We start from the raw sequence: 23,652 nt of genomic DNA on the forward strand, positions 1-23,652 counted from the left end.
CCCCGCTCACGCAGGATTTGCCACTGCTCGGCCAGCCAGGCCTGGAATACTGGGTCGTTCACGTCTCGCCGTCCTTTTGCTCGAGCGCTGAGGCCGGGTAAATCTGGACGCTGCCTGGATGAGCATCGGATTCGACGGCGTACCCCTCCGGCGTCAGGGCGGTGCTGTAGGTGCCGACAATTCGGCCCTGCCACTCGCTGCCTTTGGTCTTGCGCACGCGGTCGCCGAGGCTGAACTTAGCCGAAACGTCCGGGGCGGGTTTTGGGGTGGTGTAGAGCGGTGCGTTGTCCGGCAACTGGCGCCCTATGCTGTTGAGCACGGCACGCACAGGCTCTGCATGATCGGGATTGTGGTGAACGCGCCCCATTACCTGAGCCTCCTGCCGCTCCCCCTGCTCGGCCGCTTTCACGTATCCGGCGTCAAGCACTGCCTCTGCCAGCGAGTAGAGCGAGGAGCATGGAACAGCCGCCATGATGTCGTGGATCGCCTTCACTGCGTCATGCCGGGCCTCTCCGTCATCTTGCTCTTGCTGCCGCACTTCCGGCGCCGGGGTGGTGGTGAGTTCTGCTGCCAAAGTCCGCAGTGAATGGATGGTCGCAGCCGCACCATTGATGCGATAGGTTGAGCCGTCAATCACAAGCGCTGAGTTACGCATGCACTCGGCCGCACGCTCCAGCAAACCTCGCGCCGCCTCAAGCTCGGCGCTAGCCTGGTCGGCACGCTCGCTATCAACTTCCGCGCAATACTTGTTATGCGCGCACACCGATTGCAGCCGCTCATTATCAGCCCGCAGCCCCTCGATCTGCATCCGCGCGTCATCTCGCTCTATCCGAGTCTCAGCGGCCAGCGCTTGCCATTTCGGCAGCTCTGTCTCGGCCCAGGTTCGACTGCGATTCATGGCCTCGACCTGCTGGTGCAGGGCGTCGTAGTCGGACTTGCAGATGAATGGCACGCAGTCATACGGCCCTACTGGCTTATACGGGAGCCAGACGATGTTATGAGTTTCGGTGTGTTGGCAACGCCATACTTGCTCAGTCATCTCGCTCTCCTGCTGCGCGTCAGTCGGCATAGGTAATCACCTGGGCGCCACACTGGCCGCAATTGAACCCTTTGGTCGTGCACATTGCCTGCGTGATGTCGCGCCCCTGGCTTAAAACGCGCACCTCATGAGGCAGGTATTCATTTATCGCACCGCACTTCTTGCACGTTGCGCGCCTGGCTACACTTTGGTCTTGTCCGATTACTTTTGGCATCGCCTAACCCTCCTTCTGCTGGGCGGTGTTGGTCTCTGCCGCGCGACGGTCCAGCCAGTCGGCCACCTCTGCGCATGCTTTTGCCAATTCACGCAGCTCTTTGCTGTCAAAGTACGTTTTTTCGGCTTCGCCGTACTCGCCGAGCATTGATCCCTTGACCTCGCGGTACAGCGGATTGACGGTCGGCGTGAAATTGCCAAGGGCTCTCATCCAGGCGCGCGATGTTTCGCTTACCTCTCGCTCGAAATCGCTCATGCCTCGCCACCCCGCTCGCTGCTGGAGAGGAGGGCGCGGAGTTCGTCGGCTGTCTCCCATTCGGCGCAGTCCATGCTCGGCGAATGGGACCGCAGAAAATGAATGGCGCGCTCAATGACCGCACGGCGGTTGTCGTGCTCTACCGCGCCGCAGTCGCATTTATCCGCAGCAGTGGCGCCTGGCTGGACGTTAGCGCAGGTGTGTTTGTGGCGCTTAGTCCAGCCAACTTTCGGATATTCCGATGCCGCCGGCACGCTCACCGCTACAGCCTGCTGCGCGGAGAGGGCGGCGACGATGCGGTTGTGCTGGGCGACGGTCATAAGCTCCTGCCCTTCTGGGTGCATGTAGTTGAATTGCACGTCTCCATTGAGATCGCGCCACATCCACGCAACGACGGTTGGTTCTTCCATACCAGCAACTGGCAGGTCTTTTGCCGGCATAGCCACGTCGCACACCTGGCACATGCCGCTACCAGCGATGAAGCCGGCGTCGTAGCTGTCGGCGGCATATTCCGTCTGACAGCACTGGCAACGAACAGCGGTCAGCTCAGCCTTGACGGTTGGGGCAGCAGGGACTGAGGAAGCCAGCGCGTTCCATATTGCGTCGGCCAGGTACGTGCACTCCTCGATGCCACCGCTCACTGACTGGCCGTCCGCCGTCATCGCATCGATCAGCGGATATCCGCCGCCTTCTCCATCGCTTAGCGTGTGCATGCAGTAATTTTTTAGGGTGTCGTGGATCAAATGCCACCAGCTTTCTGGAGCTATAGCCGATTGATCTGCTCTAGCCTTCCACGCATCGAACATCTGCGCGTCATTCATCATGCCGCCGTTCATCCGAACCGGCAGGCTGTAGTCTCCGAACCACGTCTCAAACGCCGCCCGCTCCGCATCCATCTTCTGTTCGCTCATCTCTCTGCCCTCTGTAGTTCGCGCAGCTTCTGCCGGTATTCGGTCTTGATCTGCTGCAGGTCTTCGATGGTGTACTTCTTGGGTTCGTGGGGGCCTTCCAGCCAAGCTACTGCCTCGGCGCCGATCTTCTTGACCAGCCGAATGCGGTACTCGACGATGTTTCCGGACTTCTCCAGATTGCAGTTCTTGTTGCACTGGCGGTGCACGTTCAGAGGCTCGAAGCGCAGCTCAGGGCAAGCGCCGACGGTGCGATAATGCCCGGCGCAGTACTGAACATCGGCCGTGGTTCCGCACGATATGCAGGGCTGACCAGCATCGCGCTGGCGTATCCAGGCATTGAAGGCGTCCTGGGCTTCCTGCATGTATTCCGAGCGGCGCTTTACCTTCTGCTTCCGCACCTTGATCTCGCGCCGCTCCCGCTGATCAATAGCCATACGCGCCTTCTTCTGGTTGGCTGGCTGATCAGCGATCGCCAGGCCGCACTGCCAGCAGCAGACCTTCTGGCCGATCTTGGGCGTGAACTTCACGTCGCAGGCCGAGTTGGCGCACTTGCGCTGCCGTGGCTTGCGCTCGGCAATGCCGCTGGCCTTGGCCTTGAGCGGCGTCTTGCGCTTCAGTTCGGTGCGCTTCATGCCGGCACCTCGCTGGACTTCTCGCGCTCAGGGGTGAAGGTGCCGCGCAGAGGCATGAGGTGTTTGTCGCCCTTGACACCTTTCGTCTCGCCGTCAGTGACAATCCAGGCCCCTTCCAGCAGCCACGGGCCCAGCACGTAATCGCGCGTCTCCGTGCTGTGCCATAAGTCGCCAGGATTGGCCCAGAACAACACTTCCACTTGCTGACCGAGCATTAGATTGCCGCCGACCACCAGCGCCATATCACCGGGATTGAACCTCTTCACTGCTCACGCTCCCCAGGCATCAGGCCGGTCATGTTCTCGATCGCTTCCTCGGTGAGGCCTGGCCAGTAGGTGGCAATCAGGTGCTGGCAGATGCCGCGCCAGAACTCCTTGAAGCGCTCTTCGGTCATGTAGTCGAAGGCGATCGACTCAGGGATCAGGCGCATCACCCGGCCCAGGTCGGGAATGTCGAAGGCCTCATAGGTGCAGCACACGCCAGCGTCGAGCTGCAGCTTCTTGATGGTGGTGTGGGCGTCGAGGCCCTGGAATGCGTCGACCTGCTCGGCGACCATGCGGCCGAGGGCGTGCACCAACCGATGGAATTTGATGTTGCGAGCCTTCTTGATCTCGCAGCGCACCACGTCGCCGGCACGGTACTCGCGCTCACGGCACAGGAACTGGTCGATGCTGCTGTCGGCACACAAGCCCAGGCGCAGCTCGCCGGTGGCCTCGTCGATCACCCGGCGCCAAACCATGTAGATCGGGCGGCCGGCGCGCTGCTTGCGCTTCTTCGCGGCCTCGGGTGTCTCTGGCTTGGCTGTTGTGGCTGGCTTACCCATGGCGCACCCCCTGCAGGTCTGTGTTCAGGGCCGGCTGGTCCCAGCCATAGGCGCGGTTGAAGCACAGCGGGTCCATGCGCAGATACTCGGCGCCGACAGCACTGATCGGCTCGACCTGGCCGCGGATGTCGTAGAAGTGGTCGCCGATCTTGGTCAGCACGTGGTCGCTGTCGTACCAGGGCTCGGCACCGGGGAATGCCTGCTTGAGCAGCAGGTAGACCCGAAAGCATCCGCCGTTCAGGCCGTACCGGGCCATATCCGGGTGCACGTCGCGAAGGGCAGCGAGGAAGGCGAGTACTTCATGCATCTGCAATGTCCCTCGCACGTCTGGCCATGGCATCGTCGATACTCGCGCGCAAATTCACGCCACGGCGCTCGGTCTGATAATCGCGGCCGAACTCGTCACGGTCATTGGTGACGATGCAGCCGCTGTCGAGGCGGGCCTTGTCCTGCAGCAATTGCTCGACCTGGGCGCGCAACTCGCGCTGTTCATCGCACAGGCGACCGATGATCTCTTGGTTCTCCTGATCGGCCTGCTTCCAAGTCACCGGCCACAGCGGGCCGCAACCGTTCGGGCATGGCTCAGTCTTGTTGTCGCCGGCGCCGATGGTGCCGCTGCCCATGCAGATAACGCGCTTAGTCAGCTGAAACTTGCACTTGGCACAGTGCATCTGGCCCGGAATGTAGTGACCTTGCTGCAACTGCCTGGCGCGCTCTGCATGGTCGGCCACTGCCGCCTTGGCAATATCCAAATCGGCGAACAGCGAAAGGATCTCGGCAGGCTCTACCAGGCGCGCGAACTCCTCACGCTGTCCCGGCAGCAGTGCGGCCTGTTCTGCAGTGAAGTCCTCGCCGTGCGCGTCACGGAGCATGATCAGCGCCAGATCGCGCAGACGCTGTTGCTTGACGTTATTCACTGGGCACCTCCCGCTCCACCAGGTCGATGATCTCGGCCACCCCGCGGGCGAAGTCGGCGGGCTTGCCCTGCATGCACTGGCGCAGGCGGTCGGCCAGTTGCTTCGGGCCACCCTTCAGCTCGAGCAGCACCTTGGAGGCGCGGACTATCTCCAGCGCGTGCCGCCGGCCTTCGAGGTAGCCGACGCGGTCGAAGTGGCCGCCGCCAGCGACGGGCGCAGGAACTGGAGCAGGTTCAGGTGCAGGTGCAGGTACCGGCGCAGCCGGCAGCACCTCGGCAGCCGGTACCGGCCTGGCGCCCCTGGCCAGCGCACGGGCAAGGGCTTGCTGGGCGAGCAGATTCACCGCACACCTCCACGGCCGATCACGGCCACACGCCCGTCGGCCACCATCAAGCGGCGCCGGCCACGGCTCAGAATCATCAGGTCGCCTTCGCGGGCCATGTCGTAGCCGCGCGTAAGCAGGAAATCGACGGCTTCCCGCAGCGGCTGCTGCAGGCGGCGTTCAAGCTTCATGGGTGTCTCCTCGCTGGATGCGGAGCTTGGCCAGCAACTGCTGGCGGGCCTGCTCGCCGGTGAGCGTGTCCAGGCCCTGGGCGCGCATCAGGCGCTGCACGAACCGCTCGCCGCGGCGCTCGGCCTGTTCCGGGGTCAGCTCGCGGCCTTCGCTCTGGTCCTCGATACCCTGGCGCGGCGGCTCCAGGGGCAGGTTCAGGGCGGCGCGGCGGCGCAGCTGGTAGTACGCATGGTCGAAGCGCTTGCGCAGGGTCTCCTCGGGGATGCTGCTGCAGCGCAGGTTGAACCAGCCGACCGCATCGCCGGCCAGGCGCACGGCTTCATGGCTCCACGTGTGCCGGCCAGGGTTGGCGCAGTGGCGCACCACCTCGCGCCAGGCCGAGTCATCAGCGGGGAAGCCCAGGTCTTCGGCGCTCGGCGTGCACAGTTTCACGAACTTGCCGACGCTGGGCGCGAAGTCGGTTTCCAGCTGGCGGCAGGCCTCGATGCCGTAGCGCAGCTGCTCGATGGTGTAGATGCCGGACTTCATGAAGCCCTTCACCCAACTCCGCTTGGCACGGCTCTCGGCCTTGTCGTTCGGCCAGGCCTGGCGCCATGCGGGGAAGATCGATTTCAGCTCTTCGAACAGGGTGTTGACGATCGCCGCCGTCTCCGCGTTCGGCGTCCGCGCGCGGTTGTCCTGCACCGGCTCTGCCGGCAGGTTCGGCAGCGTCTTCAGCACTTCGGTCGCGGTTTTCATAGCCCGTCGTCCTCGTTGATCCAGCTTGTATCGTTCGGGTCGCTCTTCGGCGCGCCGCCACGGCCTCGCTCCACCAGCCGAGCCTGCGAGGTACGCATCCAGCGCTGCCAGGTCGCCGTCCAGTCGGCCATCGGCTTGCCGTTGCCCTTCCAGTAATCGAGGAACTGCTCCAGCTCCCAATCCAGATTCACGTCGGGCGCCTTCTCCCTCGCCCACTCCAGCATCGCCGTCGTGATCAGGAACGGCAGCGGCAATGGCCGCTTCGGCTTGGCGCGCTCGCCCTTCACCGCCGACTTCTTCGCCGGCTGTTCCTGTGACGGGCCAAGGGGGGCTACAGGGGGTTCTATTCCCTCTCCCTGTCCCTCTCCCTTCCCTGTCCCTCTCTTAGCCGTGTCAGGTGCGTGACCTGTCACCGTGACGGGTGTGTGACCTGTCACGCCTTGTTCGCCTTGCTCCAGCGCTGCGAACGCCTCCCGCAATGCCTTGGTCGGTGTGTCCCAGGCCAGCACCTGCCCAGCCTCGCGCAGCGCATCGAACATCCGCGAACGGTCCTCCCGCTCCTTGCGCTTGCGCTCCGTCTCGTTGGCCTTCGCCGTCCGGTGCTCGACTCGCTGAGCCCAGGCGTCGATGGCTTTCTCGGCGACCACCGGGTGATACAGGCGCCCATCGGCGCACTCGACGAACCCGCGCAGCGCGCCGGCGGCCACCTTCTTCCAGCCCTTCACGTCGCGACCAAACCCGGCATACGCCGCCAGGGCCTGGTCGTTGTTCGGCAACGAACCGGCCGGTACTTGGTTCCAACTCGCGCACCACAGCAGCACCGCCGCGCGGAACTCGTCGCCACTCGCCTCGATCGCCAGGTCGCTGTCACGCAGCCGGTTCACATCCAGCGGCATGAACGGCAACCCGCGCAGATCAACCTCGGCGGGCACCAGCGGCAATGGCTTATCGATGCGCTCAAACGCCGACATAACCACCCTCGCAGGCAGATAGATCCGTCCTAACCCTCTCCGGGTGCTGGGTATTCATGCTCATGACAGGCCTCAGTGGATTGATCCGACCTGGCCAGCAGAGGCAGTGCGTGTGTCGCTCTTCAATTTGCCTCGTGTGAGCCTCTCGATTTGGTACTGGCGCAGCTCAGGCACCTCGTCACCCCACATCGTCACGGCGCTCGGACTGATGCCAAGGGCTTCAGCCAGCTTCTTTTTGGAGCCGAAGAAATCGGCCGCAGACTTGGTCTTCATTGCGTTCTCCTGAAAAGGAACAACGCAAGTTCAGCATGCTTAATTTTTGCAGTCAAGGCGATAATTCAGCATACTGCATGCTTAAATTAAGCTGCCTTAATGTGAGGGCATGGAAAGACATGACCGAATCGCCAAGGCTGTAAGCCTCAGCGGAAAGAAGAAGGGAGAGATCGCCGCCCTGTGCGGCGTCGCGCCTTCATCTGTAACCCAGTGGATCAGCGGCGAGAGCAAAGGCCTCAAGCCGGAGAACCTGTTCGCACTGGCAAAAGCCACCGGCTTCAACGCAATGTGGCTAGCGATTGGTCAGGGAGACGAGCGCGACGAAGAAACGCGCTCACCAGCAGAGGATGCTTATGCTTTGATTCCCCAGTACTCCGCCAAGGGCGATTGCGGTGATGGCTATCTCAACGACCACGTAGAGGTTAAGGGCGGCCTGGCGTTTAAGCGCGACTGGCTCAAGCGCATGGGCGCCAAGCCTGAAAACCTGTTTGTCATCTACGCCGAAGGCGCCAGCATGGAGCCATACATCTTTGATGGCGACGTGGTGCTATTCGACTGGTCGGACACTACTCCGCGTGATCGCCAGGCCTACGCAATCAGAAGGCCAGACGGGGGTATCAGTATCAAGCGAATCAACCAGCTCCTGTCTGGCGCCTGGGTTATCCGCAGCGACAACCCCGACAAGTCAGCCTACCCGGACGAGCCAGTAACTGAATCCGTGCTCCACGATATGCCGATCCTTGGTCGCGTGATATGGCGCGGCGGCGCCATGGGCTGAGCCACTTGCGATGGCTCAGATTCTTCGATGCGCTCGGCCGGGGTGAAAGGCGTGCGACCAGGGCACTATTGCTCTGGGCATTGACGATTTTTGGTCTTTTCCTTTTGCTGCCCTTCTGCCTCTGATTTCAACTGCTCCAACTGCAACAGGCGGCATGCGTTTAGCCGCCTCTCAAGGAGGAATGCCTTGGCAAGGCTCAAGAAAATAGCCAGCAAGGCACTGATGTCGGTCAATCGCATAACCAGCCTCCCGGTGTTGCTGGTGATGAAAGCGTTCTCAGCCATCGGTATCACAAAGGCGATTACCAGGGCCGCCCAGAAGGCAATACGCAGGGATCGACTGATCCTAGCCTCGATCATTCTGGTTTCACTCGAGCTTACTTTTCTGTTCATCGTTGGCATCCTGGTCCCACTAGTTTTTAACCGTGCCGATACATGGATGGCCTCGGTAGTCCCAGCCATGCGAATCGCCCTGATACTCCTAACAGCTGGGTCTATCCTGTATTTCAGGTACCGTAAGGTCGCCACCAGGCACCACGAAGGCACCGAGATACGTGCCATCGCCAGATATCGGCGTAAGTGACCTACCAGTGACAGCAAGCCCGGCCCAGCGCCGGGCTTTTTCGTTTCAGCGCCTCGCGCAGAGTCACTCACACCCTACCAAAAAATTCAGCATTCTGAAAAATAATGTTCAGCATGCTTGACTAGTAATTTCAGCTTGCTTAAATTTGCTTCCACGTAGCGCCGAAAGGCCATTACCGGAGGCAAACCCATGATGCTGCATCCCGACCTGATCAAAAGCGCCCAGCCGCTGCCGTATCCGGGCCTGCCGGAGCGCGAGAAGGCGCGCAACCGCGCCATCGCTGTGATGCAGCGCGTCGTGTTGAACGACCTGCAGCAGGGTGAGCCGGCGCTGTGCGATGCCTTCGCCCAGTTCTGCGCCGATCGCTTCGACGAAGACACCCGCTACGCCCTGTGCCTCTCCCGCATTACTGGTGAGAAGGCTGCGCAGAAGCTGGCCGATGGCTGGGTCACCGAGCACGTCGAGAAGTGCCGCCCGCTGTTCGTCGCCGAGGAAGTCGAGCGCCGCATCGTGGCTGCCAAGTTCGCCGCCCTGGAGCTGCCGCAATGATCGCCGCCAACTCCTGGCGCCGGCACCTCGACCCGCGCGATCCCGACTACCTCGACCCGCTCACCGATGAAGAGCTGGCCGAGCAAGAGGACGACGAAGCCTGGCTGGCCGAGTGCCGCGAGCAGGATGCGGAGGTGGCTTATGTCTGACTGGAGCCAAGCCAAGGCCCGCGAGGTCATCGAACGCCAGATCACCCTGAACAGCATTTCTCTGGCTCCTGATGCCGAGCGCTGCGAGGGAATGATTCAGATGGCCTACGCCCTCGGACTTCTGACCGATCAGGAACTGCAAAGCCTGACTGACCGGCTCAACGACACCGTAAGGGCGCGCCGCAAGCAACTGCGCAACAACCAGAACGCTGCCCTGCTGGGCCTGGCGGTGCCACATGCCTAGCCCTTTCACAGGCCGCTGCTTTGCCGAGGCATTCGCCCGAGCCACTGCAGCAGGCGTGACTGATATCCGCCAGATCAAGCGAACCGTCCGCCGTCGCGGCATGTGGTTCATCACCTGCGAGGTGCCGGCATGAAGCGCTTCACCCGCGAAGTTCTGCGTCAGTTCGCAATCTGGCTCGCTATCTGGGGCGCAGCCCTGGTAGCAGCCCTGATCAAGTACGGAGTACCGCCCGCATGACAACAGCAACAGCCATCCCCGACAGCCTGATCCGCCTGCCGGAAGTGCTGAAGAGAACCGGCCTCTCCCGCACCTCGGTGTACCGCCTGATTGAGGCCGGCGACTTCCCGGCCAAGCGGAAGCTGATGGGCACCGGCCGCAGCTCGCCAATCTGCTTCTCGGCCAACGAAGTGCAGGCCTGGATCGATCAACGCAAGAACCCCGCCAACGACGGCGAAGAACAGTAGGAACCGGCAACCATGGAACAGAACATCGAATTGCAGGCCAAGCTCTACGCTGCGCTGGCAAAGGCGCAGGGTGAATTCCTGCCCATCGAGAAGAACCGCGACGGACAAGATGGCAACCGGACCTTCAAATACGCCGACCTAGACGAGCTGATCAAGAAGACCCGCCCTGCCCTGGCTGCCAACGGCCTGGCCGTCCTGCAGATTCTGCAGAAGACCGAGCGCGGCCACGTCCTGATCACCAAGCTGGTGCACACCAGCGGCGCCACCGAGACCTCGGAAGTCGAGCTTGGTAGCGGCTACGACAAGATCAAGATCTACGGCGCGACCATCACTTTCATGCGCCGGTATGCCTACCAGGCAATCCTCTGCGTCTCCGCCGACGACGACCTCGACGACAGCGATAGCGACGGCGTCTCGCTGCCCAAGCAGAGCGCAGAGCGCCAGCCGGAACCGAAGCCTACCACCACCGGCAAGCCCCCTTATCCCGACGAGAAGCTGCAGGAAATGCTGCCGAAATGGCAGGCCCTGATCGCTTCCGGCCAGAAGTCCGCCGACCGCGTGATCGCCACCGTCAGCAGCGGCAACTCCCTCACCGAAGACCAGATCGCGCAGATCCGTGCGCTCGAAGAAGAGGAAGCACAAGCATGAAAATCCATGACGTAACCCAGGGCTCGCTCGAGTGGCACGTGCTGCGCTCCAGCCATTTCACCGCCAGCGAGGCGCCGGCCATGATGGGCGCCTCGAAGTACATGACCCGCTCCGAGCTGCTGCGCCAGAAGAAAACCGGCCTCGCCCCCGAGGTCACCCCGGCCAAGCAGGCGCTGTTCGATCGCGGCCACGCCGCCGAGGAATCTGCTCGGGCCATCCTGGCCGAAAAGATCGGTGAGGATCTGTATCCGGTCACCTGCACCCGCGGCAACCTGCTGGCCAGTCTGGACGGCATGGACATGGCCGAGCAGGTGCTGTTCGAGCACAAGCTGTGGAACGAAGACCTGGCCGCCCAGGTGCTCGCCCGCGAGCTCGACCCGCACTACTACTGGCAGCTGGAGCAGCAACTGCTGGTCACCGGCGCCGACAAGGTGATCTTCGTCTGCTCCGATGGCACCGAAGAGCACTTCGTCTCCATGGAGTACTCCGCGCAGCCTGGCCGCGCCGAAGCGCTGGTAGCTGGCTGGGAGCAGTTCGCCGCTGACCTCGAAGCCCAGGAAGCGCCGGCCGCCAAGCCGGTGGAGAAGATCGGCCGCGCCCCGGAAATGCTGCCGGCCATCCACGTCGAAGTCACCGGCATGGTCAAGCATTCGAACCTCGACCAGTTCCGCAAGCTCGCCATGGAAGCGATCGGCAACATCAATACCGACCTGCAGGACGATCAGGACTTCGCCGATGCCGAGAAGACCGTGAAATGGTGCGCCGACGTCGAGACTCGCCTGGCGGCTACCAAGGATCACATCCTGGGCCAGGCCCAGGATATCGACGCGGTGATCCGCACCCTCGACGAGGTCAACGAGGAAGCCCGCCAGGTTCGCCTGCGCCTCGAAAAGCTGGTCAAGAACCGCAAGCAGGAGATCCGCGACAAGATCGTGCAGGACGCCAACGAGGCCTTCCGCAAGCACACGGCCGACCTCGAAGCCGGCTTCGGCGGCAAGATCCGCATGCCCGTAGTCGTCATCGACGTGGCCAGCGCCATCAAGGGCAAGAAGACCATCGCCAGCCTGCGCGACGCCGCGGATACCGAACTAGCCCGCGCCAAGGTCGAGGCCAGCACCGTCGCCACCAGCATCAACCAGAACCTGGCCACCCTGCGCGAGCAGGCCGCCGGCTTCGAGTTCCTGTTCCACGACGCCCAGCAACTGTTGCTCAAGGCCAGCGAAGACCTGCAAGCGGTAATCGCCAACCGCATCACCGAGCACAAGCAGGCCGAGCAGCTTCGCCAGGACCAGGAGCGCGAGCTCATCCGCCAGGAAGAGCTGAAGAAGATCGAGGACGAGAAGCTGGCCGAGCAGCAGGCAGCCGCCCAGCCTGCAGCGCCCGCCGTCGCACAGGCAACCGCCGCCGCGGAGCCTGCAGCCGTGCAGCCGGTCAAGCAGCAAGCTCCGGCAGACGACGGCCAGCGCCTCAAGCTCGGCGATATCAACAGCACCCTCGGCTTCACCGTCACGGCCGACTTCCTGCGCAGCCTGGGCTTCGAGCCCGCCAACCGGGAGCGCAACGCCGTGCTGTACCGCGCCAGCGATTGGCCGCGCATCTGTGCAGCCCTGGTGCAGCACATCAACAGCGTAGCGACCCAGAAAGCCGCCGCCTAACCACCACCTGCAACGCCAACCGCGCCGGCTCAATCCAGCGTGGGTTGGGGCTCCTACACCCTGGCGCCGCGAGGTGCGGCTAGGCAAGGCCAGGTTTGGCACGGCAAGGGCTACTCGATAGCGGTCTGGCGATTCACTGAGTCGCCTCTCCGGTGCCGAGAGGCATCACTGGCGAGGCTTGGCACTGCAAGGCAAGGCACGGCCTGGCGAGGCTCCGCAAGACAAGGGCTGTAACCAGCGGTCTGCCGATTCTTTGAGTCGGCTTTCCGGTGGCGATAGCTACCAACCCCTAGCGGCAGGGCCGGGCACGGCGAGACAGGGCGAGGCGATGCTTGGCGAGGCAAGGGCGCATAGCGCACACATTCATTGGAGAAGTCAGATGCAAACGATCAAGGTAAAAATCATCGGTACCCGTCCTCTGCTCATGCACAGCGACATTTTCGCCGACCCTCTCAATCCGCTGACCAAGGCGCACAAAGCGCTGACCAGCAAACGGAAGAAAACCGACGAAGACCACGAAGCGATCGCCCAGTCCGAATGGCGCGGCGGCATGTACTTCGATGAAGAGCTCGGCCCGTATGTCCCCGGCGTGAACATCGAATCAGCGATGGTCGCCGGCGGCAAGCTCTCCAAGATGGGCACCCAACTCAAGCGCTCCGTCGAGGTCATGGACGAGCGCTGCATGCTGGAATACACCGGACCGCGCACCGTTTCCGGTCTGTGGGAACAGCGTTTCTACGACGCTCGCAGCGTGAAGGTACAGACCGCACGCCTCACCCGCTACCGCCCGCTTTTCCGCAAATGGTCACTGACCTGCGAGATCGCTTTCGACTCCGAGACGATCAACCGCGAGCAGGTCGTCAAGTGCCTTGAGGATGCTGGCCAATATTGCGGCATCGGCGACTACCGCCCGAAGTTCGGCCGCTTCTCGGTGGAGGTGCTGGCATGACCTCTACCACCTGGAGCCTGGCCGGCGCCGTCGAAAAGTTCATCGCTGACAACTTCAACGATGGCGACCTGATCAGCCATGACTGGCTGGCCTGGGCGCTCGAACTACCGACCCCGAAAACGGTTGAGCAGGCGCGCGACGCACAGTTCGTCGCCATGAGCCGTATCGAGGATTTCAAGCAAGCGCTGCTCGAAGACCACTGCATCTACATCGTGTCCGTCCGCGGCCAGGGTTACCGCATCGTGCCGCCGCGCGACCAGGCTCGCCTGGCAGCAGCGCGAGCCCTTCAGGCAACCCGGCGCGAAGTGGCGGCCTGCCAGAAGGTTATGGACAAGACGCGCACAACACTGCTCAGCACGGACGAAATGCGCCGCCACACCGACACCCAACTCAAGGTCGCCGCCTTGGCCGGGATGCTCGACAAGCGCGGCCGCAACATCTTCGCCCTCTTCGACGGCAACAAAACCTCTAATCAGGGAGCGTGATCATGCACCACCTGACAACACTCAACCTGCCGACCCCGTCATCCAAGGAAGCCGATCGCCAACGGATCGCCGCCATGCTGGCCGAGTACCAGGCCGGGGCCGAGCAGGTACTGGAATCGCCGATCGAGCAGCGCCCACTGGTCAACCGCCAGTGGAGCGCTGCCGACATGACGATCATCACCGAGTCCCGCCGTCATGAGCAGGCCGCCAAGGCCTTGCGCAAGTGTGGCCGCCCCGCCGGCTCGGTAGTCGAGGACAGCCCCGCGCTGATCCGGCGCGCCCGCGCTCTGGCCGGCCTGGGCATCGCCAAGTCCACCGCCGCCAAGCGCCTTCAGATCGGCACCACTCGCCTCGAGCGTCTGGCCGAGAAGCACGGCATCCCCCAGTACACCAAATCCCCGAAAGTCGCCTGAGGACTCAGCCATGTGGTTCCGCAACCTGCTGATCTACCGCATCACCCAAGCCATCGACCTGGCCGCCGAAGCGCTGGAAGTCGCGCTGGCAAGCAAGCCCGCCCGACCGTGCGAAAGCCAGGAACTGACCACCTACGGCTTTGCCGCGCCGCTCGGCAAGGGCGCCGACGCGCCCCTGGTGCACGCCGTCGAGGGCATGCTGCTGATCCGCGCGCAGAAGGAGGAACGCATGCTGCCCGGGCATGTGGTCCGCGACGCCCTCAAGGAGAAGGTCGACGAGATCGAAGCCAGCCAGCTGCGCAAGGTCTACAAGAAGGAGCGCGACCAGCTCAAGGACGAGATCGTCCAGGCCTTCCTCCCGCGCGCCTTCACCCGCAAGGTCTCGACCTTCGCCGGCATCGACCCGGCCGCCGGCCTGATCTACGTCGACGCCAGCTCGCCGAAGCGCGCCGAGGATCTGCTTTCCACCCTGCGCGAATGCCTCGGCTCCCTACCGGTGCGCCCGGTGTGCGTGAAGATCGCGCCGACCGCCACCCTCACCGACTGGCTCAAGCAAGGCGCGGCCGAAGGCTTCTTCGTGCTCGACCAGACCCTGCTGCGCGACACCCACGCCGACGGCGGCAGCATCGCCGCCAAGCACCAGGACCTGACCAGCGAGGAGATCCAGCTGCACCTCTCCACCGGCAAGCAGGTCACCCAGCTGTCGCTGGCCTGGCAGAACAAGCTCTCCTTCGACCTCGACGACAAGCTGCAGATCAAGCGCCTGCGCTTCGAAGACCTGCTGACCGACCAGGCCGAGCAGGACGGCGGCGAGGATGCCCTGTCCCAGCAGTCCGCCAGCTTCTTCCTGATGATGCGCACCTTCCGCGAGTTCGTGCCCGAACTGCTCACCGCCCTGGGCGGCGAAGAAGCCCCGCAAGGCCTTGGCGAAGACCAAGGCCCAGGCTTCGAATCTCGCCTTGAGGCGCGCGCCACTTCGAACAATCTGGCGCGCCAGGTGGATATCGAAGAAGCGATCGCCCAGAGCCAGGCGAACGATCATATCGACGGCAGTGAAGACGATCCCCTGTACAGCGATGCAGTGGCATTCGTTCGCGAAAGCCAGCGCGCCAGTATTTCCGCTGTGCAGCGCAAGCTGAAGATCGGCTACAACCGCGCCGCCCGCCTGATCGAATCCATGGAAATGGCCGGCGTGGTCACCGCGATGAACAGCAACGGCTCGCGCGAGGTAATCCGCCATGGGTAACTCTCGCACCGCCGACAAGTTCGTGGTCCGCATGCCTGATGGCGTCCGCGCCCGCGTCGACGCTGCCGCACAGCTCGACCACACCAGCATGAACACCTTCGTGGTCCAGGCGATCGAGGAAAAGCTGGCTCGCGCCAAGCGCCAGGAGCTGCTGCTGGATGCCTTGGAGCGCCAGGTAGAGAGCCAGGGAGCCTCGGCATGACCGTCTGCTACGAGAAGTTCCTGCGCGGAAAAATCCGCCTTGCCGACTTCGCTGGCTTCGAGGTTGACGATGGCGATATCAATCCGATCCTCAAGCCCCACCAGCGCGCAATCGTGCGCTGGGCGGTGCGCGGTGGATGCCGGGCGGTGTTTGCGGCTTTCGGCCTCGGCAAGTCCGTCATCCAGATCGAGATCTTGCGCCTGATTCAGCAGCATGCTGGTGGCCAGGTACTGATCTGCATTCCCCTTGGCGTTCGCCAGGAGTTCCGCCGCGATGGCGCAATGCTCGGCGTAACCTTCAGCTTCATCCGCTCCCCTGAAGAGATGGAGCCAGGCCAGAATTTTTACCTGACCAACTACGAGAGCATCCGCGACGGCAAGCTTGATCCGAACCTGTTTACAGCAGTGAGTCTGGATGAAGCCAGCGTGCTGCGCAGCTTCGGCTCGAAGACCTACCAGACGTTTCTGGATCTGTTCTCTACCGTCCGGTACCGCTTTGTTGCCACCGCAACGCCCAGCCCTAACCGCTACAAGGAGCTGATCCACTACGCCGGCTTCCTGGGCATTATGGACACCGGCCAGGCACTCACGCGCTTCTTCCAGCGCGACAGCACCAAAGCCAATAACCTGACCCTCTACCCGCACAAGGAACGTGAGTTCTGGCTGTGGCTGAACAGTTGGGCGATCTTCCTTCAGCGCCCGAGTGACCTCGGATTTAGCGATGACGGCTATGAGTTGCCGCCGCTGCAGGTAACCTTCCACGAAGTGCCGGCCAACCATGCAGCCGCAGGTACCGAACGCGACGGCCAGGCCCTGCTGTTCAAGAACGTATCGCTGGGTGTGCAGCAGGCCAGCGCCGAGAAGCGCGACAGCCTGGCTGGTCGCGTCGGAAAGATGGTTGAGATCCTGCAGGCCGACCCGGAAAGCCACTACATCCTCTGGCATGACCTTGAAGACGAACGCCATGCCATCCAGCAGGCACTACCACAAGCGGTCAGCGTATACGGCGCCCAGGATCTGGATACTCGCGAACAAGCCATCGTCGACTTCAGCGAAGGCAAGTTCCAGTACCTGAGCGCCAAGCCTGTAATCGCCGGAAGCGGCTGCAACTTCCAACGCCATTGCCACAAAGCGATCTTCGTCGGCATCGGCTTCAAATTTAATGATTTTATCCAGGCGATCCACAGGATCCAGCGCTTCCTACAGCAGCACGCGGTGGAGATTCACATCATCCATTCCGAGGCTGAGCGCGAAGTACTGCGCACGCTGATGGACAAGTGGCGCCAGCACACCGAGATGGTCTCCAACATGACAGCAATCATCAAAGAGCATGGGCTCAACAGCCTTTCCATGCAGGACGTGCTCGCCCGCACCATCGGCGTTGAGCGCATCGAGGTAAACGGCGATCAGTTCCGCGTGGCGAACAATGACTGCGTGCTTGAGGCCCAGTCCATGGCCGAAAACTCGGTTGACCTGATCGTCACCAGCATTCCCTTTTCCAACCACTACGAATACACGCCGTGCTATGAGGACTTTGGGCACACCGAGGACAACACTCACTTCTGGGAGCAGATGGATTTCCTGACGCCTCAGCTGCTGCGCGTTCTCAAGCCTGGTCGCATCTACTGCTGCCACGTGAAAGACCGGATCCTGTTCGGCAATGTCACTGGCGCCGGCATCCCAACTGTCAGCCCCTTCCATGCCGAGGCGCTGTTTCATGGCATGAAACACGGCTTCGACTACATGGGCATGATCACCGTAGTCACTGACGTGGTGCGCGAGAACAACCAGACCTATCGCCTTGGCTGGTCTGAGCAGTGCAAAGATGGCACGAAGATGGGTGTCGGCTCCCCCGAGTACATCCTGCTCTTCCACAAGCCACAGACCGACCGTTCGAAAGGCTACGCCGACGAGCCGGTGCGCAAGGATAAAGCCGACTATACCCGTGCTCAGTGGCAGGTAGACGCCCATGCCTTCTGGCGCTCCAGCGGGAACCGCCAGATCACCGCTGACGAACTAGCCACCCTTGGCCCTGACAAGTTGGCGAAGGCCTTCACCGAATACAGCCTGGCCAACATCTACGACTACGAGTTTCACGTGCGCATTGGCCAGGAGCTGGAGCTGCGCGGCGCCCTCCCATCGACCTTCATGTCTCTGGCTCCTGGCAGCCACCATGCCGAGGTCTGGCACGACGTGAACCGCATGATCACTTTGAATGGTCAGCAGACCCAGCGCGGCCTGCAGAACCACGTTTGCCCCCTGCAGTTCGACATTGTCGACCGCCTGATCAATCGCTACTCCAACCCTGGCGACGTAGTGCATGACCCGTTTGGCGGGCTGATGACTGTGCCCTATCGCGCCGTGAAGCTCGGGCGCCGCGGTAGCGCCAGCGAGCTCAACACCGGCTACTTCTTCGACGGCGTGCAGTACCTGAAGGCCGCCGAGAAGGACATGGCCATGCCCGACCTCTTCGCCCTGCTCGATGCCGAGCAGCAGGAAGGTGCGGAGTGATAGCGCAGATCGGTATCGCCATCTTTGGCGTCATCGCGGTGTGGCTGTCCCAGGCAGCGAGCGAGCACCAGCGGCGATACGCCTGCCTTTTCGGCATGGCCTCTCAGCCGTTCTGGTTCTGGTCGGCCTACAGCGCTGAGCAGTGGGGCATCTTCGCGCTGTGCATTCTCTACGCAGCGTCCTGGCTGCGCGGGTTTCATCATCACTGGATGAAAAAGGGGCGTGGGCAATGATCACCTACGGCTCCGTCTGCAGCGGCATCGAAGCCGCTACCGTCGCCTGGCACCCGCTGGGCTGGCGGGCTGAATGGTTCGCAGAGATCGAGCCGTTCCCCTCGGCGGTACTGGAGTACCGCTGGCCCGAGGTTTCCAACCTGGGCGACATGACTAGGCTGGCCCGCCAGGTTCTGGCCGGCACTATCCCCGCGCCGGAGGTGCTGGTGGGCGGCACGCCCTGCCAGGCCTTCTCTGTCGCCGGCATGCGCGCCGGCCTCGACGACCCGCGCGGCCAACTCACCATCAAATATGTGGAGCTTGCAGATGCAACAGACCTTATTCGCGCTCGAAGAGGCGAGCCCGCCGCCATTGTCGTCTGGGAAAACGTCCCTGGAGTCCTTTCCGACAAAGGCAACGCCTTCGGATGCTTTCTTGGCGCGCTTGCTGGGGAAGACTGCGAGCTGCAGCCAGCAGGGAAAAGGTGGCAGGACGCTGGTTGTGTGTATGGACCCAAAAGAACAATCGCTTGGCGGGTTCTTGACGCCCAATATTTCGGCCTGGCCCAACGACGCCGCCGTGTGTTCGTTGTCGCAAGTGCTCGAGCAGGGTTCGATCCCGCAACGGTACTTTTTGAGTCCGAAGGCCTGCGCCGGGATACTCCGCCGGGCAGAGGCAAGGGGCAAGACCCTGCCGCCGGCACTCTTCGCAGCACTGACGGCGGTAGCGACGTCGACCACGCCAGAGCCAGCCACCTGATCGCTTCCGGTGAGATCGTCGGCGCCCTGACGGCCGGCTGCGGCCCGAACGGTCATGGCGGCAGCGGCCTGGCCACGGACAAGGGTGCAGAGGCAGGTCACATTCTGGCCTTCGGCGGCAACAACCAGGGCGGCCCAATCGATGTGTCCACCGCGCGCAACGCATGCGCCAGTGCCAGCGGCAGGATGGACTTCGAAAGCGAGACCTTCGTCGTTCACGGCACGCAGGATCCATGCGTCGAAGTCGGTATGGCTCATACCCTTGGCCGCAACAACGGCCAGGAGAATGCCGTGCTGGCATTCAGCTGCAAGGACTATGGTGCTGATGCTGGCGAGCTGGCACCGACGTTGCGCGCAATGGGGCACGGAGATAGCCATGCAAATGCAGGCGGACAGGTTGCGGTACAGATCTCGGCTGGCGTCCGACGTCTCACCCCGCGCGAGGGAGAGCGCCTGCAGGGCTTCCCTGACGACTACACCATGATCCCCTGGCGCGGGAAGCCTGCCGAGGAATGCCCGGACGGCCCACGCTACAAGGCCATCGGCAACAGCAAGGCGGTTCCGGTTGTCCGGTGGATCGGCCGGCGCATTCAGCGCGAGTTGGAGCGTGCCCAATGAGCCGCCGCAAGCCCAACAACATGCGCGCCCGAATGGAGCGGGCCGCAGGCGCCCTTCTGCGCCAGAACAAGGCCTGCATTGTCGACGCCAGCGTGCCCGAGGTTCAGGTGATGCTGAACTACGTGAACCTGCGCCAGATCGTCACCCGCCAGGTGGCCAATGCCCTTTGCGACATCGCCCACCACTGGACGGTGTACGTCTCGGCGATCTGCCAGAACGGCAACGAGCGCTGGGCGAAGTCGGTCGAGTACGAACTGGCAGGCATTCACGTCATCACCAACCTACGCGACCTGTTCGAGCAGCCGGTCAAGGACGTGATCGCGTCGTGCAACCCGAAACACGTCATCGGCCACGCCTGGATAGCCATCCCAGACAGCGTGGTGATCGACGAGAAGCATGCGCACAGCATCTACGAACGTGTTGGCGCCTGGAGCCCGTCGCAGGTGAGCGCATGAACGCCCCTATCTACTGCCGCACCTCCGGCCTTCGGGTCGGTGTGTGCACCTGCTTGCGCTGCAGCCCTACCACTCCGAAAGAGGACTGACCATGAAAGCTCACACCCTCGACCAAACGATTCTGGAACTGGCCCGCTGCCTGCGCGCCGCCCGGGCGCTGCGCTCGGCGCGGAAGAAGTCGGACGGCAAGCGTGTGCCGGTAGAGGCAGGCGCCCTGCGCCGCGCATCCATGGATCTGACCCGCAAGCTCGCCGACCTGCGCCAGAACCGCTAAGCGGCCCGGCCGGACTTCCCTGCCCGATGCCGCCGGCCAGGCCAGACAACGATTATCCCACAGCTGTGAGGTGACCAATGAACGATCAACCCATATCGCCACTGCAGAGCCTGTCCCACTTCACCGAGCACCGCTTCGAGCAACTCGCCGTGTTCGAGGACGGCCGCACCCCGCTCTATCTCACCGAACAGCAGTACAACGCTATTCGCGATTTGGTGGTCCTGGCAGGCGCCGAACCAGACTGCGACCGCAGCGCGTGCGGCGACTACTCTCCAGGCCCCTGCGACAACCCGGACTGCCCGGCCAGGCGTGATAAGCCAGCACCTGCAGTTCAGCAGATTTCTACTGCCGCCAAACCGCAGGTGTATGTGCCGGATGGCTATGCACTGGTACCGATCACCCCTACTCCGGAAATGATGCAGGCAGCACTCGATAAGCCCTGTTTCTATCCGAACGGCGATCTTCTTCCATGGAGCCAAATTACCCGCGCGGCCTACTTTGCCATGCTCGACGCCGCACCACCCGTGAAGGCTGAGCTGACCGCTGTGCGTTGCCAGTGCTGCCAGGCCGAACACCTCGCTGACAGCTACGACGCCGGGTTCATTGCAGGCAGCGGCATGTGCCAGTCGTGCGATGCGGCTATCCCAGCAAAGGACATTCACACCCCGGCCGCCCGCGACGTCCTTGCCGAGCGCCAGCGGCAGATCACCGCCGAGGGCTGGACGCCTGATCACGACGCCGAGCACGACGGCGGTGAACTGGCTGCAGCCGGCGCCGCATATGCGCTGCATGCCGCCGATCATCTGCACCCGTACAGCCAGGGCGACGGCGGCGATGAAGCTCCTGACTGCTGGCCCTGGCACAACGAGGTCGCTGGCCGCGGTGAAGGCCCGGTGCGAACCGAACCAGCCTGGTGGAAGCCAGGCGCCCCTCGCCGCAACCTCATCAAGGCAGGCGCCCTGATCCTCGCCGAGATCGAGCGCCTGGATAGTGCCGAACAAGGCAAGCAGCAGGAGCAGCAGCCATGACCGACGCTGAGTTTCTGAGTGACGTAGCCAACCATGGCCTGAAAATCCTGCGCGACGACGGGCTCTATCGCCACCTCCGCTTCAAGCAGCCGGACACCAGCTGCATGTACTTCGACCTGATCACCTGGCCAGGACACCTCTGCTACACCGGCGACATGGGCACCTACGTGTTCCAGCGCGTCGAGGACATGCTGGGGTTCTTTCGGCGCGACTGCTCCGATGCGCTGCCGATCAACCCAGGATACTGGTCGGAGAAGGTTCAGGCCGCCGACGGCGGACGCCACCCTGGCTGCGTATTCGAGTATGACCACGACCGTTTCCTTGCAGTCGTAAACGAATACCTGAGCGACTGGCTCGAGGGGCTCGACGAAGAAGCTGCATCGGACCTGCGCGAGGCCGTAGACGACGATGTTCTGCAGTGGTCGGACGCAAACGATGAGCATGGCAATTACAAGCGGGCCTACGAGTTCAGCGCAGAAGTTGGCGGGCACACCTATCAGTTCACCGACTTCTTCGAGCGCAACTTCCGGCGCTTCACCCACCGCTATCTGTGGTGTTGTCGCGCGCTGGTATGGGGCATCGACCAATACGACAAGCTGAAGGCCGGCGCAGAGGTGGCAGCATGACCAGCCCAAGTCGACAGCAGCGCCGCCTGCTGGAAAAGGAAAACGCCAAACAGCCGCGAATCCCGCAGCCAGTTCCTCGCAGTCAATGGCCAGAGCATCAGCGCCAGCCCAAGGAGGTCTGGCGCTTTCGCGACTTCCTGGTGCAGATCTACGAAGAGCCCAACGGCATCGAGCGCATGAGCATCAGCAGGACTTCTCTGCACGGTGAGCGCTGGATGGACGGAATCACCTGGGACGACCTGATGGGGCTCAAGCGTCAGGCCGGGCGCGGCGATCGGGACGCTCTGGAGGTCTACCCGGCCGACAAGGACGTCATCAACGTGGCCAACATGCGCCACCTGTGGCTCCCGCCTGAGCCAGTGGCCTTCGCCTGGAGAAAGCCATGATCTCCGACACCGACCGCCCCACCTTCTACGACTGGAACGCCACCTGCGACATCTGCCTGCGCCCTCGCAGTGCTGGTGGCCACCAGAAGTGCTCGAAGAAGCGCCAGAAAATTCGCCAGAAGGAGCGGGCCGCCAATGTGATGCCCTCGAAGACACCCACATTAGCGCCTGGACAGATCCAACGCGCATATCTCTCTGGTCCGATGACCGGGCTGCCGGACTTCAACTATCCCGCCTTCAACGCCGAAGCCGCCCGCCTGCGCGCCCTCGGCTACCACGTCGAGAACCCCGCCGAGAACCCGCCCCAGGATAGCTGGGACGCCTACATGGCCGTCTGCATCCCGCAGATGCGTACCTGCGACACCATCGCCTTGCTACCTGGCTGGTCGGAGTCGCGCGGAGCGCTGCGCGAACGGCAGGAGGCGGTACGCCTCGGCATGACCATCATCCCAGCCGCCCGCATCATCGCCAGGAGAGTGCACCATGAGCATGAGCCAATCCCACGCCATCAACCTGATCAAGGCCCAGGACAAGGGCATCACGCTGGCCCGAGCAGTCCAGTTGCTGGACGAAGCCCGGCGCTATGTCGGCCAGTCCAGCAGCGTCCGCGCCATGGATCTGAGCCGGGAAATGCTGGAGTTCTCGGCGCAGTACCGGCAGGCGGTTGATTCCGACAATAGTCCGCAGACATGACCGCCTGCAATGCCCATTCTAGATAGGGGTTGCATATTCCATGATGGCGATAGGCTGGTATCCCAACTTGGGAACTGAGCATTTTTTCTGCTCGCAGATAAAAACGGTGCTCAGCGCGTTATACCAATTGTGTTATCAGCCATAGGGAAGCAGTTATGGAATCGCGCGAAGGACTTTTGATCAGCATCATCGACACCGCCACACTAGGAACAGGCGCACTTGATCAGATTGATCGGCTCGTTATCGAGCTGCTAGCCGGTGGCGACATGAAGCTGATCTGCAGTCAGATACTCTCCACGACGTTGAACGCCAGGGAGGCGCTGGTGTTCGAGCAGCGCATCGCGGAAGAGCAACGCCAGCGTCATGCCTAACCGTTTCCTTTCCTTGCCGCCGGTCGGAAAGGAAGCGGGAGAATACTCAAATGGTATGCCTAAAGGTATG

At 62.7% G+C, this 23,652-nt stretch carries 34 protein-coding genes and 4 pseudogenes; 24 read left to right on the forward strand and 14 right to left on the reverse strand.

The features are described from left to right. Positions 1-58 precede the first annotated feature (58 nt). The 13 genes and pseudogenes from ACIGFL_RS09370 to ACIGFL_RS09430 form a co-directional block, all read right to left on the reverse strand. Positions 59-244, reverse strand: a pseudogene (locus ACIGFL_RS09370) (DfrB family trimethoprim-resistant dihydrofolate reductase); the annotation flags it as partial. A 1,012-nt stretch (positions 245-1,256) separates the two neighbouring features. After that, positions 1,257-1,508, reverse strand: coding sequence for a hypothetical protein (locus ACIGFL_RS09375; RefSeq protein ID WP_397496984.1), 252 nt, complete (start codon positions 1,506-1,508; stop codon positions 1,257-1,259). After that, entirely contained in the window at positions 1,505-2,419 is a 915-nt protein-coding gene (locus ACIGFL_RS09380) for a hypothetical protein (protein WP_397496985.1), read from the reverse strand. Before ACIGFL_RS09380 ends, ACIGFL_RS09375 begins: the two co-directional genes overlap by 4 nt. Further along, complete coding sequence (locus ACIGFL_RS09385; protein WP_397496986.1) at positions 2,416-3,051, reverse strand: recombination protein NinG; 636 nt, start codon at positions 3,049-3,051, stop codon at positions 2,416-2,418. Before ACIGFL_RS09385 ends, ACIGFL_RS09380 begins: the two co-directional genes overlap by 4 nt. Further along, the gene (locus tag ACIGFL_RS09390; RefSeq protein WP_397496987.1) at positions 3,048-3,317 is read right to left on the reverse strand and encodes a hypothetical protein; all 270 of its coding nucleotides are present in this window, start codon (positions 3,315-3,317) and stop codon (positions 3,048-3,050) included. The genes ACIGFL_RS09385 and ACIGFL_RS09390 overlap by 4 nt, the downstream gene beginning before the upstream one ends. Beyond that, entirely contained in the window at positions 3,314-3,874 is a 561-nt protein-coding gene (locus ACIGFL_RS09395; protein WP_397496988.1) for a hypothetical protein, read from the reverse strand. The genes ACIGFL_RS09390 and ACIGFL_RS09395 overlap by 4 nt, the downstream gene beginning before the upstream one ends. Then, positions 3,867-4,181 carry a hypothetical protein gene (locus ACIGFL_RS09400; RefSeq protein WP_397496989.1) on the reverse strand — a complete coding sequence of 105 codons (315 nt, stop codon included), beginning with the start codon at positions 4,179-4,181 and terminating at the stop codon, positions 3,867-3,869. The genes ACIGFL_RS09395 and ACIGFL_RS09400 overlap by 8 nt, the downstream gene beginning before the upstream one ends. Further along, positions 4,174-4,791: a hypothetical protein gene (locus ACIGFL_RS09405; RefSeq protein ID WP_397496990.1), complete on the reverse strand. Its 618-nt coding sequence runs from the start codon at positions 4,789-4,791 to the stop codon at positions 4,174-4,176. The genes ACIGFL_RS09400 and ACIGFL_RS09405 overlap by 8 nt, the downstream gene beginning before the upstream one ends. Next, on the reverse strand, positions 4,784-5,134 hold the full coding sequence (locus tag ACIGFL_RS09410; protein WP_397496991.1) for a hypothetical protein: 351 nt from the start codon (positions 5,132-5,134) through the stop codon (positions 4,784-4,786). Before ACIGFL_RS09410 ends, ACIGFL_RS09405 begins: the two co-directional genes overlap by 8 nt. After that, positions 5,131-5,304: a hypothetical protein gene (locus tag ACIGFL_RS09415; RefSeq protein WP_397496992.1), complete on the reverse strand. Its 174-nt coding sequence runs from the start codon at positions 5,302-5,304 to the stop codon at positions 5,131-5,133. Before ACIGFL_RS09415 ends, ACIGFL_RS09410 begins: the two co-directional genes overlap by 4 nt. Next, a complete protein-coding gene (locus ACIGFL_RS09420) occupies positions 5,294-6,043 on the reverse strand; it encodes a replication protein P (protein ID WP_397496993.1) in 750 nt (249 codons plus the stop codon). Before ACIGFL_RS09420 ends, ACIGFL_RS09415 begins: the two co-directional genes overlap by 11 nt. After that, a complete protein-coding gene (locus tag ACIGFL_RS09425) occupies positions 6,040-7,014 on the reverse strand; it encodes a DUF1376 domain-containing protein (protein WP_397496994.1) in 975 nt (324 codons plus the stop codon). Before ACIGFL_RS09425 ends, ACIGFL_RS09420 begins: the two co-directional genes overlap by 4 nt. A gap of 72 nt (positions 7,015-7,086) precedes the next feature. Then, the gene (locus ACIGFL_RS09430) at positions 7,087-7,287 is read right to left on the reverse strand and encodes a Cro/CI family transcriptional regulator (protein WP_397496995.1); all 201 of its coding nucleotides are present in this window, start codon (positions 7,285-7,287) and stop codon (positions 7,087-7,089) included. Positions 7,288-7,396: 109 nt separating this feature from the next. Between ACIGFL_RS09430 and ACIGFL_RS09435 the strand changes: the two genes are divergently transcribed. Next, entirely contained in the window at positions 7,397-8,065 is a 669-nt protein-coding gene (locus ACIGFL_RS09435; protein ID WP_397496996.1) for a S24 family peptidase, read from the forward strand. A gap of 65 nt (positions 8,066-8,130) precedes the next feature. On the opposite strand, the gene ACIGFL_RS09440 is transcribed toward ACIGFL_RS09435, so the two are convergent. Continuing rightward, complete coding sequence (locus ACIGFL_RS09440) at positions 8,131-8,457, reverse strand: hypothetical protein (protein ID WP_397496997.1); 327 nt, start codon at positions 8,455-8,457, stop codon at positions 8,131-8,133. 379 nt (positions 8,458-8,836) lie between these two features. On the opposite strand from ACIGFL_RS09440, the gene ACIGFL_RS09445 reads away from it, so the two are divergent. The 23 genes and pseudogenes from ACIGFL_RS09445 to ACIGFL_RS09555 all read left to right on the forward strand — a co-directional run bounded on the left by ACIGFL_RS09445 (position 8,837) and on the right by ACIGFL_RS09555 (position 23,582). After that, positions 8,837-9,196 (forward strand): hypothetical protein, encoded by a 360-nt coding sequence (locus ACIGFL_RS09445; protein WP_397496998.1) that lies wholly within the window; start codon positions 8,837-8,839, stop codon positions 9,194-9,196. Then, a complete protein-coding gene (locus ACIGFL_RS09450; protein ID WP_397496999.1) occupies positions 9,193-9,345 on the forward strand; it encodes a hypothetical protein in 153 nt (50 codons plus the stop codon). Before ACIGFL_RS09445 ends, ACIGFL_RS09450 begins: the two co-directional genes overlap by 4 nt. Continuing rightward, on the forward strand, positions 9,338-9,589 hold the full coding sequence (locus tag ACIGFL_RS09455) for a hypothetical protein (RefSeq protein WP_397497000.1): 252 nt from the start codon (positions 9,338-9,340) through the stop codon (positions 9,587-9,589). Before ACIGFL_RS09450 ends, ACIGFL_RS09455 begins: the two co-directional genes overlap by 8 nt. Before the next feature lie 233 nt (positions 9,590-9,822). After that, complete coding sequence (locus ACIGFL_RS09460) at positions 9,823-10,053, forward strand: helix-turn-helix transcriptional regulator (protein WP_397497001.1); 231 nt, start codon at positions 9,823-9,825, stop codon at positions 10,051-10,053. A 12-nt stretch (positions 10,054-10,065) separates the two neighbouring features. After that, entirely contained in the window at positions 10,066-10,701 is a 636-nt protein-coding gene (locus ACIGFL_RS09465) for an ERF family protein (protein ID WP_397497002.1), read from the forward strand. Then, positions 10,698-12,356, forward strand: coding sequence for a YqaJ viral recombinase family protein (locus ACIGFL_RS09470; protein ID WP_397497003.1), 1,659 nt, complete (start codon positions 10,698-10,700; stop codon positions 12,354-12,356). Before ACIGFL_RS09465 ends, ACIGFL_RS09470 begins: the two co-directional genes overlap by 4 nt. Before the next feature lie 379 nt (positions 12,357-12,735). Then, positions 12,736-13,305: a hypothetical protein gene (locus ACIGFL_RS09475; protein WP_397497004.1), complete on the forward strand. Its 570-nt coding sequence runs from the start codon at positions 12,736-12,738 to the stop codon at positions 13,303-13,305. After that, entirely contained in the window at positions 13,302-13,790 is a 489-nt protein-coding gene (locus ACIGFL_RS09480; RefSeq protein WP_397497005.1) for a hypothetical protein, read from the forward strand. Before ACIGFL_RS09475 ends, ACIGFL_RS09480 begins: the two co-directional genes overlap by 4 nt. Before the next feature lie 2 nt (positions 13,791-13,792). Further along, positions 13,793-14,203: a hypothetical protein gene (locus ACIGFL_RS09485; RefSeq protein ID WP_397497006.1), complete on the forward strand. Its 411-nt coding sequence runs from the start codon at positions 13,793-13,795 to the stop codon at positions 14,201-14,203. Positions 14,204-14,213: 10 nt separating this feature from the next. After that, a pseudogene (gene rdgC / locus ACIGFL_RS09490) lies at positions 14,214-15,128 on the forward strand (recombination-associated protein RdgC); the annotation flags it as partial. 120 nt (positions 15,129-15,248) lie between these two features. After that, a pseudogene (locus tag ACIGFL_RS09495) lies at positions 15,249-15,449 on the forward strand (DNA translocase FtsK); the annotation flags it as partial. Beyond that, positions 15,442-15,651, forward strand: coding sequence for an Arc family DNA-binding protein (locus tag ACIGFL_RS09500; RefSeq protein WP_397497007.1), 210 nt, complete (start codon positions 15,442-15,444; stop codon positions 15,649-15,651). The pseudogene ACIGFL_RS09495 and the gene ACIGFL_RS09500, both read left to right, overlap by 8 nt. Beyond that, the gene (locus ACIGFL_RS09505; RefSeq protein WP_397497008.1) at positions 15,648-18,161 is read left to right on the forward strand and encodes a DNA methyltransferase; all 2,514 of its coding nucleotides are present in this window, start codon (positions 15,648-15,650) and stop codon (positions 18,159-18,161) included. The genes ACIGFL_RS09500 and ACIGFL_RS09505 overlap by 4 nt, the downstream gene beginning before the upstream one ends. Beyond that, entirely contained in the window at positions 18,158-18,394 is a 237-nt protein-coding gene (locus ACIGFL_RS09510; protein ID WP_397497009.1) for a hypothetical protein, read from the forward strand. The genes ACIGFL_RS09505 and ACIGFL_RS09510 overlap by 4 nt, the downstream gene beginning before the upstream one ends. Beyond that, entirely contained in the window at positions 18,391-19,749 is a 1,359-nt protein-coding gene (locus ACIGFL_RS09515) for a DNA cytosine methyltransferase (RefSeq protein WP_397497010.1), read from the forward strand. Before ACIGFL_RS09510 ends, ACIGFL_RS09515 begins: the two co-directional genes overlap by 4 nt. Further along, on the forward strand, positions 19,746-20,204 hold the full coding sequence (locus ACIGFL_RS09520; RefSeq protein ID WP_397497011.1) for a hypothetical protein: 459 nt from the start codon (positions 19,746-19,748) through the stop codon (positions 20,202-20,204). The genes ACIGFL_RS09515 and ACIGFL_RS09520 overlap by 4 nt, the downstream gene beginning before the upstream one ends. Before the next feature lie 91 nt (positions 20,205-20,295). Next, positions 20,296-20,478 (forward strand): hypothetical protein, encoded by a 183-nt coding sequence (locus ACIGFL_RS09525; RefSeq protein WP_397497012.1) that lies wholly within the window; start codon positions 20,296-20,298, stop codon positions 20,476-20,478. Positions 20,479-20,555: 77 nt separating this feature from the next. Then, on the forward strand, positions 20,556-21,506 hold the full coding sequence (locus ACIGFL_RS09530; RefSeq protein WP_397497013.1) for a hypothetical protein: 951 nt from the start codon (positions 20,556-20,558) through the stop codon (positions 21,504-21,506). Beyond that, positions 21,503-22,132, forward strand: a complete 630-nt coding sequence (locus tag ACIGFL_RS09535) for a hypothetical protein (protein ID WP_397497014.1) — start codon at positions 21,503-21,505, stop codon at positions 22,130-22,132. The genes ACIGFL_RS09530 and ACIGFL_RS09535 overlap by 4 nt, the downstream gene beginning before the upstream one ends. Further along, entirely contained in the window at positions 22,129-22,518 is a 390-nt protein-coding gene (locus ACIGFL_RS09540) for a hypothetical protein (RefSeq protein ID WP_397497015.1), read from the forward strand. The genes ACIGFL_RS09535 and ACIGFL_RS09540 overlap by 4 nt, the downstream gene beginning before the upstream one ends. A 203-nt stretch (positions 22,519-22,721) precedes the next feature. Next, positions 22,722-22,907: pseudogene (locus tag ACIGFL_RS09545) on the forward strand (DUF4406 domain-containing protein); the annotation flags it as partial. A gap of 94 nt (positions 22,908-23,001) precedes the next feature. After that, on the forward strand, positions 23,002-23,211 hold the full coding sequence (locus tag ACIGFL_RS09550; RefSeq protein WP_397497111.1) for a hypothetical protein: 210 nt from the start codon (positions 23,002-23,004) through the stop codon (positions 23,209-23,211). A gap of 155 nt (positions 23,212-23,366) precedes the next feature. Continuing rightward, positions 23,367-23,582 carry a hypothetical protein gene (locus ACIGFL_RS09555; RefSeq protein ID WP_397497016.1) on the forward strand — a complete coding sequence of 72 codons (216 nt, stop codon included), beginning with the start codon at positions 23,367-23,369 and terminating at the stop codon, positions 23,580-23,582. The last annotated feature ends 70 nt before the right edge of the window (positions 23,583-23,652 follow it).

This window comes from Pseudomonas sp. NPDC077649, from assembly GCF_044542855.1.
Classification (GTDB): domain Bacteria; phylum Pseudomonadota; class Gammaproteobacteria; order Pseudomonadales; family Pseudomonadaceae; genus Aquipseudomonas.